Origin of the sequence: Paenalicyclobacillus cellulosilyticus (assembly GCF_014647315.1) — a bacterium.
Lineage (GTDB): Bacteria > Bacillota > Bacilli > Alicyclobacillales > Alicyclobacillaceae > Alicyclobacillus_J > Alicyclobacillus_J cellulosilyticus.
In genome coordinates, this window is the sequence record NZ_BMOY01000006.1 from 1 (window position 1) to 12,953 (window position 12,953).

A 12,953-nucleotide genomic window follows, 5' to 3' on the forward strand; every position below is an offset into this window, starting at 1 on the left:
AGGACGCCGTGCCGTCCGCCCGCGGGACCGGCGCCTCCCGCGGCCCACGAGGTGCGAGGCTCGTCCGCGCCGGAGGACGGCACGGCGTCCTCCGCTGCGCCGGACAGGCGGGATCGCAACCGCAGCGCCGTCTGCCACCGCGCTTTGGCCGCCTTCGCCGTCTGCGTGAGCCATCGCATCCCTGCTCCCGTGCGCACGCGCCGCACCGCCCGCGGCCGCGCGGACGGAAGCAGGTACTGTTCCGCGATGTCGCCCAGCCGGAAGTGGTTGTGCCGCAAAAATTCCAGCACGTTTTGCAGGCACGCCTCGTGGAACGGCTCCTCCACGTTCAGGGTGGCGCACTCTTCGCAGACCAAGGTGCGCAGCGTCTCCAGGAACGACGCACGGAAGTAAACGGTGCGCGGAATGCGGTACAAGGGGCTCTCCCCGCGCGCGTCGACCAACTCCAGCTGTCCCTGTTCAGCCAGCCGCTCCGCCGCCCATTCTGCCGCGACGGGGTGCAGCGGGAACGCCCATTCAGGCTCCGCGATCACGTCGGCCACCCGCACCTCGTGCCAGTGACGCTCCTTCAGCGCCCGGTGGAAGTACGCCAGAACGATGCGCTGGCCCTCCTCCTCGGACTCCGGCCAGCCGTCGATGACAAAATCGTGCGGGTTGCGACCATGGGCGATGTCCTCCCGCACGCTCTCCACCGGCCGTTCTGTCTGGTGTTGCAGATCGTACAGAGGAATGCTGTACAACTGCGCAATTTCGATGGCTTCATATCCCCGCAGTGTCTTCATCGGTTCCCCTCTCGCCTCGACGGACGTTTGCCGTTCACCGCGATTATAGACGTGTTTCGACACGGGCGACAATCCCGTCTCGCGCGGCCTTCCCGCCGCCGCACCGGTGCCGCCGCGCAAGGTCCCGGCGCGTCTTCTGGTGTGTTCTCCCGCAAGAAGCATTCGTGATTGTTTGGACAAAGAAATACTTCAATTCGTCGACACTAACTATTGAAATTCGCATGTACAAATGATAACCTCTGGATAAAGATGAGTAACGCAGTCAACTTTGTCCGGGCGAACCATGCAGGACGGACGAGCGGCTGCGTCGACATCGTCCCGGGAACGTGCCCGCCGGCCGCAAACCGGACGCGTTCCCGGACGCGAACAAGGAGGTTTGGTGCGTGTCTGCATCCATCCGGAATCTGCTCCTCGGACTCGCCGCGAGCGTCGTGATCGCGGCGATGGTCTGGCAGGGTCTCGCCGCCCACGGCAACCCAGACCCGACGGCGAGCCACCTCACGCGCGCGGCAGCCATCCTCGACACCGGCATCCTCGTCTTTCGCGAGGGGCTGGAAGCCATCCTCGTCCTGGCGGCCATCACCGCCAGCCTGATGCGCACGCAGACGAGCTACTGGCGTCCTGTGGCCCAAGGTTCCGGCCTCGCCTTCTTGGCCACGCTCGCCACCTGGGTTGTGGTCGTGGCGCTCATTTCCGCCGTGCGCGCGCCGGAATACGACGTGCAGGCGGCGACCGGGCTGCTCGCGGTCATCGTGCTGTTGGTCGTCATGAACTGGTTCTTCCATCGCGTGTATTGGACAGGGTGGATTGCCCACCACAACCGGAAGAAACAGGACATCCTCGCGTTGGCGCAGGACGCGGGCGGACGTCTTACCCCCGCGGTGTACAGGGGACTCGTGCTGCTCGGATTCTCGGCAATGTACCGGGAAGGGTTTGAAATTGTCCTCTTTCTCCAGTCCATCCGGTTGCAGGTCGGTTCGGGCGCCGTGCTGTGGGGCGCGCTGACAGGGATGGGGTTGACAGGTTTGGTGGCCATGCTCACGTTTGCCGCGCACCGGAAGCTGCCGTACAAGAAGATGCTGGTGCTCACCGGCATCATGCTCGGCGTGGTGCTCGTCGTCATGGTGGGCGAAACCGTGCAAGAGATGCAGCAGGCCGGCTGGTTGTCCACCACCCCCATCGGCGTCGACTTCCCGGGGTGGATCAACGTCTGGTTCGCCACCTTCCCCAACATCGAAGGCTTGACCGGACAGGCGTTCGCCGCATTGTTCGTCGTGGGATCGTACTTCGCGGCCGAATACCTCCGGGTGTGGAAACCGCGCCGCCAAGCCCTGGCGGCGAGCAATGCCAACGGGATACACGACTGACACCCAGGGCAGGCGCGTCGTCACGGCGCGCCTTGCTTGTTGCCAGGCGCACGAGGACCTGACGCCGCATGGTCCGCAGCGACCGGTCGCTTTGTGCCATTGACGCCGCGCCGCCAGGGATGCAAGATGGACACAAGACGGGTGCCGCCAAAAGGAGGAACCCCGCATGCACATCGACGTCTCGCCGCGCGCCGTGTCCTGGATGCGCGAAGAACTGAACGTCCGTCCCGGCGACTGGGTGCGCATCTACGTCCGTTACGGCGGAAGCCCCCAATTTCAACCCGGGTTTTCCCTCGGGCTGGCTGTCGAACCCCCCGCGGATGTCGGATCCTGCACGGAACAAGACGGTATCCGGTTCTACATCCGGCACAGCGACCTGTGGTATTTCGACGGACACGATTTGACCATCGAATACAACGACAAGGAAGAAGGACCGGAGTTTGTCGTCGGCACCCGCGCGGCCCACTGAATGCGCGGGTGTGTTCGTGCCCCTCTCCTGCATCTGGTTTTCCCGACATACCGGCAGTCCCCCGCATCCTGCATCGCTTCCCGGCCGAGCAGGTCTCCCGTCTCAACCCTGCGCATAAATATGGTAGAATGGCGGGTGACCGCCCGTCCGCCATCACCCAACCACGAGGGATGAACCCACGGGAGGGAACACGCTTGACACGTCCGCCATCCGCTCCCTACTTCGCGGTGGTGCTCGGCCTGCACGTGATTGCGCTTGCCTGCCTGGTCGTCGGCGCCCACGGCCGGCCGGCACTGTGGGGTCTGGGCGCGCTCGCCTACGCGTTCGGATTGCGCCACGCGTTCGACGCGGACCACATCGCCGCCATCGACAACACGGTCCGCAAGCTGCTCGAAGAAGGAAAGAACCCGCGCGGCGTCGGTTTCTACTTCTCGCTCGGACACGCGACGGTCGTGTGCATCATGTCGGTCGCCACCGCCATCGCGGCGACCTGGGCGGAACGTGTGTTGCCGCGCTGGCACGTGTACGGCGGCCTGGTGGGGACGTTCGTCTCGGGTGGATTTCTCATCGCGATGGGTCTCATGAACCTGGCCGTCTTCATCCGCATCTGGCGCCGTCCCCGCGCGGCACACGGCGGTGACGGCCACCACGTGCGCGGGGTGTTCGCCGTCCTGTTGCCGCGCCTGACGCGCCTCATCAACCGGGCATGGCACATCTACCCCGTCGGCTTCCTGTTCGGGCTGGGATTTGACACGGCGACCGAAGTCGCGCTGCTCGTGCTGTCGGCGCAGGTCGCCCATCAGGCTGCCTCCGTCCCTGCGGTCCTCAGCCTGCCGCTTTTGTTCACGGCAGGCATGAGCGCCATGGACACGCTGGACGGGGTGCTCATGACCAAGGCTTACGGTTGGGCGTTCGCAGTCCCGGAGCGCCGGCGCACGTACAACCTGTGCGTGACGGGGCTGGCGGTGGTCGCCGCGCTGGGCATCGGCATCACGGAATTCGCCCAATTGGCGGGCGACGAACTCGGCCTGCGGGGGGCGGTGTGGACCGCGCTCCAAAACGTCGATCTCGGTACCCTCGGCTACGTGATTGTGGCGCTGTTCTTGCTCTGTTGGCTGGTATCGCTTGGAGCTTGGAAATGGCTGCGCCGCGATCGGCCGGCGGGCTTGCAGGAGGCAAAACGGGGATGATGCGAGGACCCGCCGCCCCGGTTCTGCATCCTGGCCCGTCCGGGATCGAAACATGCACACAACTCCTTAAAATTAGTTGTCCCATAGGGATATCGTGATTTATACTATGGGTGTCATGCAGAGACGTCCGCTGTGACGTCCTGAAACTCAAGAGGAGGAATGGTCCATGAGCTTGGCACGCCTGAACGAGCCGGCACCGGAATTTGAGGCCAATTCGACCCATGGCCGCATCAAACTGAGCGACTACCGCGGCAAGTGGGTGGTGTTGTTCTCGCACCCTGCCGATTTCACACCGGTTTGCTCCACCGAGTTCGTGCAGTTCGCACGCCGCGCACCGGAATTTGAGCAGCGCAACGTGCAGCTGATTGGCCTGTCGGTCGACGGAGTGCAGGCGCACATCGCCTGGATGAAGGACATCGAAGACCTCGCGGGCGTGAAGGTCAACTTCCCGGTCATCGCCGACCTGGACATGAAGGTATCCAACCTGTACGGGATGATTCAGCCGGGCGCCAGCACCACCGCGACGGTGCGCACCGTGTTCTTCATCGACGACAAGGGCATCCTGCGGGCCATGATCTACTACCCGATGAACGTGGGCCGCAACATCTCGGAGATCCTGCGCGTCATCGACGCGCTGCAGACGGCCGACAAGCACGGTGTGTCCACGCCGGCCGACTGGACGCCGGGCTCTGAGGTCGTGGTGCCGCCGCCGGCCAGCCTGGATGCGGTGGAGAGCAAAGAGGAAGCCGCAGCCAAAGGGTACACCTACCACAAGTGGTATCTGCGCACCAAGTCGGTCTGAACCGTACCGGCATACCGGCATGGTCCGGTCTGGTTTCGGGAAACAGCCGCTCGCCTCGCCGCATCACGTGCGGCGCGGCTTTCACCGCGCCCCCTTCTCCGTAAGGGGGCGCTTTTTTCCACGCACGAAAGCCCGTTTCTTCCCGGCGGCAGAGTGACCCCAAGTGACCCAAGGCGTTTTCAGAACGGCACACCGTCTCACGGTGTGTCAAAGGGACACGCCGATCCGCGCCGCCACCTGGCGCACGTACGCCGCCGCCTGCCGGTATTCCTCCGGCGAAGACAGGTGCTCCAACAACAACGGCGTGTCCGGATGCAACCGGTCGAGCTCCGTCAGGAACACCTCGTAATCGAGATGGCCTGTGCCGGGGATGGTCTCGGAGAGGTGCACGGTGAGCTTGCCGCCGAGCGTGATGTCCTTCCCGTGGCAAGAGCGAATGAACGGTCCCAGCTTGCGGAAGCACTCGCGAATGAACTCCCCGTTGCGGTAGTACCGCCTGGGCGAAGTGATCATGTTCACCGGGTCCAAGTGCACCGCCAACGCCGGCCGGTCCACGGCGCGCAGGATGTCAAGGTATGTGTCCGGCGAATCGGGCAGCGCCCAGGGCATCGTCTCCAGGGCGAAACAGGTCCGCACCGGCCGCACGGCGTCGATGATCTCGCGCACCGTGTCGACGATGAGCGCAAACGTGTCGTCCGAGAAGTTGTCGGGATGCGGCCCGTCCCATTGTTCCCCGCGCGATCCGGCGATGTTCACGCACACCCGGGCGCCAATCTCCTCCGCCAGCGCCAACTGCGCCTGGCAGTAAGCAATCGCCTGTTTGCGCACCTCGTCATCCGGGCTGATGGGATTGCTCCACGCCCCCACCTCCGCAATGAGGATGTCGGCAGCATTGGCCGCATCCCGGTACGCCCGCACCACATCCGGCGGCGCTTCATGGTTGAGGGGAAACACGGTCGCCCGGTACCCCTCCGCCTGCACCGCCCGCACCCAGCCCTCCGGGTCCGGGTGCTGCACAAACACAGGTCCTCCCAGCCTCATGCGTTGTCTTCCTCCCCCGCCATCACGCCTTCAACATCCTGTCGCGGTACGCCATCACGTCCGCGCACCGCGCCGGCAACGCCTCACACCGCCGCAGGCTGTGCCTTGGCCACGCAGAGCAGGAAGTACTGAATGCTGTCGACCAAGGCCTCCCAGCTGGCTTCAATCACGTTTTCGGATACGCCGACCGTCCGCCAGACCTGGTGGCCGTCGGTCGACTCAATCAGCACGCGCACCTTGGCCGCCGTCCCTTCCTTTTCATCCAACACCCGCACCTTGTAGTCCGTCAGGTGCATCGTCTCGATGGCCGGATAGAACGGCTGGATGGCCTTGCGCAGGGCGTTGTCAAGGGCGTTGACCGGCCCGTTGCCCTCGGCCACCGTGTGCACCGTTTGGCCGCCCACCGCCAGCTTCACGATGGCCTCGGCGGTGATGTCGCTGCCCGAGTGCTGCGACGCCACGACGCGCATCGACAGCACCTCGAACGCTTCCTTGTAATCCCCGAACGCGCGCAACAAGAGCAGCTCCTGAGACGCCTCCGCCCCCTCAAACTGATAGCCCTCGTACTCCATGCGCTTGATCTCCTGCAGCAGCTCCCGCATCTCTTCCGTCTTGCCCGAGGTGTCGAGCCCCATCTCCTGCGCCCTGTGCAGGAGATTCGAGAGCCCCGAGAGCTCGGAGACGAGGACGCGCCGCGTGTTGCCAACCAATTCCGGCGGGATGTGTTCGTACGTCTCCGGATTGCGCGAAATGGCGCTGACGTGAATGCCGCCCTTGTGGGCGAATGCGCTGTGGCCCACGAACGGCTGGTAGCTGTGCGGCACGAGATTGGCAATCTCGCACACGTAGCGCGCCGTCTCCGTGAGCAGGCGCAGGTGGTCGGGCGTAGGCAGGCACGGCCGGCGCAGCTTGAGCTCCAGATTGGGAATGATGGATATGAGGTTCGCGTTGCCGCACCGCTCGCCAATGCCGTTGATGGTCCCGTGGACCATGGTCGCGCCTTCCTCCACCGCGGCCAGGGTGTTGGCCACCGCCAGGTCCCCATCGTTGTGGGTGTGGATGCCGATGGGCACCTTCACCCGGCTGCGCACCGCGCGGACCACCTCCGCCACCTGGCCGGGCAGGCTGCCGCCGTTGGTGTCGCACAACGTGACCCAGTCCACGCCCGCCGCCTCCGCCGCCTGCAGCGTGGCGACGGCGTATTCCGGGTTGTGGCGGTACCCGTCGAAGAAGTGTTCCGCGTCAAAGATGACCTCGCGGCCGTGACGCTTGAGGAAGGCGACCGTATCCGAGATCATGTCGAGGTTCTGCTCCAGGCTGACGCGCAGGGCTTCATGCACATGAAAGTCCCACGCCTTGCCGACAATCGTCACCACCGGCGCGCCGGAAGCGAGGAGCGCCCGCAAGCCTTCGTCATCCTCCGCGCGCACGGAAGGACGGCGGGTACTGCCGAACGCGGCCAGCTTCGCATGCCGCAGCACCAGCTCCGTACGGGCACGGCGGAAGAACTCCTGGTCCTTCGGATTCGCGGCCGGAAAGCCGCCCTCGATGTAGGCGATGCCGAGATCGTCCAATTTTTTCGCTATCCGCAGCTTGTCGGTCACCGTGAGGCTGATGCCCTCTGCCTGCGTCCCGTCCCTGAGCGTGGTATCCAGCAACCAAACGCGTTCCATTCCGTATCCCCTCGCCTCAGCCGTCACACCGTGGCACGGGCCGTCCAGCCGAACGGCTCGGCGCGGCCGCGCTGCATTCGAACTGCCTCGACAGCAGAATTACTTTCATGATACTCGAATTCCCGCCGGAGACAACGGTTGCTGCTGTCACGCCGAGGACGCGTCGCCGAGTTGCAGGCGGTACATCTGGTAATACCTTCCGCGCCGCGCCATCAATTCGTCGTGCGTGCCGCGCTCGACAATGCGGCCGCGCTCCAGGACCAGGATCATGTCGGCGTGGCGAATGGTGGCGAGACGATGGGCGATGATGAACGTCGTCCGCCCGCGCTTGAGCACCTCCAGCGCCCGCTGGATGGCCGCCTCCGTCTCCGTGTCGATGCTCGCGGTCGCCTCGTCGAGGACGAGAATGGCCGGATCGAACGCCAGCGCCCGCGCAAACGAGATGAGCTGGCGCTGGCCTGCGGACAACGTGCTCCCCCGCTCCACCACCGGCTCATCCCATCCGTTCGGCAGTCCGGCGAGCAATCGGTCCGCACCCACTTCGCGCAGCGCCCAATCCACCCGTTCCCGGGAAATGGCGGGATCGTCCAGGCTGACGTTCGAGGCGATGGTGCCGGTGAACAAAAACGGGTCCTGCAGCACAATCGCCATATGCCGCCGCAGGTGCTGGGCCGGGATGTCGCGGATGTCCATGCCGTCGACCCGGATGCGACCAGACCGCGGCTCGTAAAACCGGAACAACAGGTTCATGATGGAACTCTTGCCCGATCCGGTGTGCCCCACGATGGCGACCGTCTGGCCCTGGCGCACCGAGAAGCTGATGCCCCGCAACACATCGTCCTTTCCGTCGTACGAGAACCACACGTCCTCAAACTCCACGTCACCGCGGATGCGCGGCATGCTGCCGTCCGCCACGTCCTCCCCGGGCATATCGAGCAGCGCAAACACCCGCTCCGCCGACGCCCGCGCCTGCTCCAAGTTGGACAGCTGGTTGACCACCTGCACCACCGGCTGAAACAGCCGGCCCAGGTAATCGACGAATGCGTACAGCGTCCCGTACGAGATGCCGCCCGGCAGGCGCAGGTAGCGCCAGCCGAAGTAGGCGATGAGCGCGACGAAGAACAGATTGCGCAGCGTCCACGACAGGTTGTACCCGGTCAGCGAGTTGATGACCAAAAGCCGGGTCTGCCCTTGAAAGTAAGCCTGGTTCAACTCCTCGAACTCCGCCAGCGTCCGCCGTTCCCGGTTGAAGGCGTGGATGACCGGCATGCACTGGATGGTCTCGTGGATCATCCCGTTGATCTCCGCCAACAGCGCACGGATGCGCTGATTGACCCGGCCGGCGTACCGCCGGTACAACCAGACCCACACCAAGAGCATGGGCAAAAGCAGGCAGCACACCAGAGCCAGCCGGACGTCGAGCAGAAACAGCGCCACATAGATCCCGGCCATGTTGATGCCGCTCGCGATCACGTTGGCGAGCACCGTCACGTAGAAGTCCCGGATGGCCTCGGTGTCGTTCGTGATCCGCGACACCATCTTGCCGGCCGGCGTCTCGTCAAAATAGCGGACGGGCAGGCGGTGGATCTGGCGGTACACCTGCATCCGCATCGTCTGCAGGATGCGGTTGGCCGCCACCTGCAACCCCAGTTGTTGCCCGTACGTGAGCCCTGCCGACACGGCGATGAGCGCGAGGTACACCCCCGCGAGCCGCCACAGACGCGGGATCTCCGGTTGATAAAAGCGGAACAGTTCGCGGGCGGACAAACGCACCGCCGGCAGCCGTACCTTCCTGCCGCCCGCCTCGACCACCACGGCGCTCTGCCCGAGCGGATGCACCGTCACCGCGCCCGCAGGTCCGGCGGGCCACCTGCCGGCAATCAGGTAAAACCCCCGGCCCGCTTCCGCCAGGTGCACAACCCGGCCATGCCGGGCTGCCGGCGGGAGGTACGCCGACCGCTCGTACCAACGGCCGCGGAAAAACACCCGGTCCGGCCCCGGTCCGCCCACCTCGTACCAGACCGTCTGAATGCCCACGATGTGCCGGTCAATCATCGCTTTGGCGATCAAGGGACCGGTGAGATCGGCGGCGACCGCGACGGAGAGCATCGCCAGCGCGGTGAGGATCTGCCATTTGAACATGCGGGCGTAACCGAGCAGGCGCCAGCCAATCCCGCCGCCCGCCCTACGGGCCGAGCGGTCCCGGCTCGTCCCTTGCGCACCGGCCCCGTGCGCCTCGTTCATGCGCCCTCTCCCCCTTCCGCTGCGCTGCTTGCCGCTTCCAACTGCTGGCGGACGTACTGCGCTCTGTACCATCCGCCGCGGTCCATCAGGTCGGCATGCGTGCCCTCCTCCACGATGCGGCCGGCGTCGAGCACCACAATCCAGTCGGCGTGCTCCACGGCCGCCATGCGGTGGCTGGCGATGACGGTGGTCCGCCCCCGGCGCGCCTGGCGCACCGCATGCAGGATGTGCGCCTCCGTCCGGGCATCCACCGCCGACATCGCGTCGTCGAGGAGCAGGATCTCCGGGTCGGCAAGCAACGCCCGTGCGAGCGCAATCCGCTGCTTCTGCCCTCCGGAGAGCGAGACGCCGCGTTCCCCGACCAAGGTGTCGAGGCCGTCGGGCATGAGGGCGAGATCGCTTAGAAAACCGGCCTGCGCAAGCGCCGCCAACACCTCTTCGTCCGTCGCCTCCGGCCGCCCGAAGCGGACGTTGTCCCGAATGGAACGGGAGAAGAGCAGCGCGTCCTGCGGGACGTACCCCAACCACCCGCGCACACGCGCGAGCGGGATGCGTTCGATGGGCACGCCGTTGATGAGCAGGCCGCCCGCATGGCCAGGGGGGTACTCGCGCAACAGCTGTTTGATGAGCGTCGACTTGCCGCTGCCCGTGCGCCCCACGACGCCGAGCGTCTGGCCGCGGCAGATGCGCAGCGAGATGCCGCACAGGCTGTCCGCGGCGGCCGTCGGATAGCGGAAGCTGTAGTTGCGGAATTCCACCACCACCGGTACCGCCACGTCGATGGGATCCGGCGCATCTTGCACGGCCGGCGTCTCGGCGAGCGTCTCGTTCACGCGGTCGAGCGACGCGTTGCCCCGCTGCATGATGTTGATGAGCTCGCCAATTGCGAGCATCGGCCAGATGAGCATACCGAGGTAGACGTTGAACGAGGTCAGTTCGCCGAGGGTGATCTCCCCTGCAAACACCAGATAGGCGCCGTAGCCGAGGCCCATCAGGTAGCTGAGGCCGACCAGCCCTTTGATGGTCGGTTCGAACAGGCTGTCGACCCGCGCCACCGCGAGGTTCTTCTGAAACACATCCTCCATTTGCGCAGCGAACCGGCGCTCTTCATGGCGTTCCTGGACGAACGCGCGAATGACGCGGATGCCGGCGATGGTCTCGAGGACGCGGTCGTTCATCGCCCCGAACGCGTCCTGCGCCTTGGTGAACCGCTCGTGCACCAACTTCCCGTACCGGGTGACGAGCAGCGCGATGACCGGCAACGGCAGGAGGGAGACGGCGGTGAGTTTCCAACTGATGAACACCCCCATGGTGACGAGCAGGGTGGCCGACCAAGTGGTGGAATCGATGAGGGTGAGCATGCCGAAGCCCGCCGTCTGCGAGACGGCATTGAGGTCGTTGGTGGCGCGCGCCATCAGGTCTCCGGTGCGATGGTGTTCAAAAAACGGTGCCGTCTGGCGGAGAAAGTGGGCCAGCAAGCGGGATCGCAGCGTGCGTTGCAGGGCGTTCGCCCCGCCGTAGAGATAGTACATCCACGTGAAGCCAAAGCCGTAGCTCACCAGGATGAGGAGGCCGTAGACCCACAGGATGAGGCTTAGACGTCCCTTGGTGAGCAGCCCTTGGCTCATCTCGTCGATGGCGTATCCGACCAGCTTCGGCGGCACCACCTCCACGAAATTGAGCAAAAACAACAAGCTCAAGGCGATGGTGTACTGCCAACGGTACGCGCGAAAAAACCAACCGAGCTTGCGCAGCACGTCGAACACGAAGCCGAATCCCCCAGTTGCAGAATGTCCAGCTGCCCGTCTTTACCATGTTCTCTGCAGTCCGGGACATTCCTGCCTGGGTCACAGCTTGCGGAGAGGAGCGGGCGGTGAGCCGAACACCGCTTCGTACACCAAGGCACGCGCAACCTGGAACACGGCTGCGATGGCGGGCGTGGATGGCGCCAGCACGCGCAGCGCGAAGCCGGGCACGCGAAGGGCGGCGAGGCCGACGCGCACGTGCGCGGCGTACGGGGCCAACGCCTCCCACAACCGGTCCCGGAACGTCTCGTCCATGTACGGGTCGATGACCAGCATGGAACCGTAATGGCTGTACCCCTCCAGTTGACCGATGCCGTGCGGCCAGGGCGAGGCCAACGCCGGTTCGGGAGGCGGGCCGAGGCGGACGTGATCGTAGAGGACCAACTCACCTGCCATGCGTACCACCAACTTGGCGCGGATCTCGTCATACGCGTACGGCCGGCCGTCGGGCGCCCAACCGGGTGTGAATATGTCCGTCCAGAGGAGGGTGGCGCGCGGATCCATGTCCACCTCGGTCACTTGCCGGTACCGCGCCCCTTCGTACGCGATGACCGGCTCCGCCCACAGGTCGAGGCTGCTCTCTGCGGCCAGGTGCACATGGGTGGTCTGGACGACCGGCGCGCGCTGCGAGCGAAACACCTTGGTGGCGGATTGCGGCGTGAGGACGGCGCGGGCTCCTGCCTGCAGCTCCAGCCGGGTGTGGTACATGTCGCCGGCCACCCCGCCGCCACCGAGGTGGATGAGGTAACACGTGGCGGCACCGTCGTCCGCAAGGTAGAGCGGCGGCGAGGCTTTGAGCACGCCCTCGCTGTAGACCTTCGCGGCCACGGTGCGCCGGCCGCTGCGGACGAACGTCAAGGCGAGGCGCCCTGCGCACGAACGGTCCGCCGCATGTGCGGCCGCCGCGGCCCATGCATCTGGCCACACCCCTGGCGGCGTCACAGCCCGGTCAGAAACGCGTGTTGTTTCACCCACGTCACCACGTCCTCCAGTCCCACCTCGTCCCGCAGATTGGTGAAAAACAAGGGGCGGTTGCCGCGCGCGGCCCGGGCGTCGCGGTCCATCACCTCGAGGCTTGCCCCCACGTACGGCGCGAGATCGATTTTGTTGATGACCAACAGATCGGACTTGATCATGCCCTGACCGTTCTTGCGCGGGATCTTTTCCCCTTGCGCCACGTCAATCACGTAGATGGACAGGTGGACCAACTCGGGGCTGAACGTCGCCGCCAGGTTGTCCCCGCCGCTTTCGATGAAGATGAGGTCGAGGTCCGGGTGGCGGGAGGTGAGCTCTTCGATGGCTGCGAAGTTCATCGACGCGTCCTCCCGGATGGCGGTGTGCGGACAGCCGCCGGTCTCGACGCCGATGATCCGGTCGGGTGGCAACACCCCCTGGCGGATGAGGTAGTTGGCGTCCTCCTTGGTGTAGATGTCGTTGGTGATGACGGCGACGCTGTATTCGGTGCACAGCCGGCGCGTGAGCTTGTCGACAAGCATCGTCTTGCCGGCACCGACCGGGCCGCCGATGCCGATGCGGACAGGCCGCATACGTTTCCTCCTCCCGTGCCGTCCTGGCAGACG

Annotated in this window: 10 protein-coding genes and 1 pseudogene; 4 read left to right on the plus strand and 7 right to left on the minus strand. The window is 65.4% G+C overall.

All coding sequences use genetic code 11. The annotated features are described in order from the left end of the window. Nucleotides 1-782: pseudogene (locus IEX97_RS02965) on the minus strand (hypothetical protein); the annotation flags it as partial. Nucleotides 783-1,165: 383 nt separating this feature from the next. Between IEX97_RS02965 and IEX97_RS02970 the strand changes: the two are divergent. The 4 genes from IEX97_RS02970 (at nt 1,166) to IEX97_RS02985 (ending at nt 4,610) form a co-directional block, all read left to right on the plus strand. Next, complete coding sequence (locus tag IEX97_RS02970) at nt 1,166-2,149, plus strand: FTR1 family protein (RefSeq protein WP_188881049.1); 984 nt, start codon at nt 1,166-1,168, stop codon at nt 2,147-2,149. Between the two features lie 166 nt (nt 2,150-2,315). Then, nucleotides 2,316-2,618, plus strand: coding sequence for a HesB/YadR/YfhF family protein (locus IEX97_RS02975; protein WP_188881050.1), 303 nt, complete (start codon nt 2,316-2,318; stop codon nt 2,616-2,618). Nucleotides 2,619-2,812: 194 nt separating this feature from the next. Then, nucleotides 2,813-3,808, plus strand: a complete 996-nt coding sequence (locus IEX97_RS02980) for a HoxN/HupN/NixA family nickel/cobalt transporter (protein ID WP_229776306.1) — start codon at nt 2,813-2,815, stop codon at nt 3,806-3,808. A gap of 166 nt (nt 3,809-3,974) precedes the next feature. Further along, nucleotides 3,975-4,610 carry a peroxiredoxin gene (locus tag IEX97_RS02985; protein WP_188881052.1) on the plus strand — a complete coding sequence of 212 codons (636 nt, stop codon included), beginning with the start codon at nt 3,975-3,977 and terminating at the stop codon, nt 4,608-4,610. Between the two features lie 207 nt (nt 4,611-4,817). Here IEX97_RS02985 and IEX97_RS02990 read toward each other — a convergent pair whose 3' ends face one another. From IEX97_RS02990 to ureG, 6 genes are all read right to left on the minus strand, one after another. Then, nucleotides 4,818-5,651 carry a sugar phosphate isomerase/epimerase family protein gene (locus IEX97_RS02990; protein ID WP_188881053.1) on the minus strand — a complete coding sequence of 278 codons (834 nt, stop codon included), beginning with the start codon at nt 5,649-5,651 and terminating at the stop codon, nt 4,818-4,820. An 83-nt stretch (nt 5,652-5,734) separates the two neighbouring features. After that, nucleotides 5,735-7,324, minus strand: coding sequence for a citramalate synthase (gene cimA, locus IEX97_RS02995; protein WP_188881054.1), 1,590 nt, complete (start codon nt 7,322-7,324; stop codon nt 5,735-5,737). 147 nt (nt 7,325-7,471) lie between these two features. Beyond that, a complete protein-coding gene (locus tag IEX97_RS03000; RefSeq protein ID WP_188881055.1) occupies nt 7,472-9,568 on the minus strand; it encodes an ABC transporter ATP-binding protein in 2,097 nt (698 codons plus the stop codon). Then, entirely contained in the window at nt 9,565-11,334 is a 1,770-nt protein-coding gene (locus tag IEX97_RS03005) for an ABC transporter ATP-binding protein (RefSeq protein WP_188881057.1), read from the minus strand. The genes IEX97_RS03000 and IEX97_RS03005 overlap by 4 nt, the downstream gene beginning before the upstream one ends. Before the next feature lie 81 nt (nt 11,335-11,415). Further along, nucleotides 11,416-12,348 (minus strand): urease accessory protein UreD, encoded by a 933-nt coding sequence (locus tag IEX97_RS03010; protein WP_188881058.1) that lies wholly within the window; start codon nt 12,346-12,348, stop codon nt 11,416-11,418. Continuing rightward, a complete protein-coding gene (gene ureG / locus IEX97_RS03015; protein WP_188881060.1) occupies nt 12,312-12,920 on the minus strand; it encodes an urease accessory protein UreG in 609 nt (202 codons plus the stop codon). Before ureG ends, IEX97_RS03010 begins: the two co-directional genes overlap by 37 nt. Between the last annotated feature and the right edge of the window lie 33 nt (nt 12,921-12,953).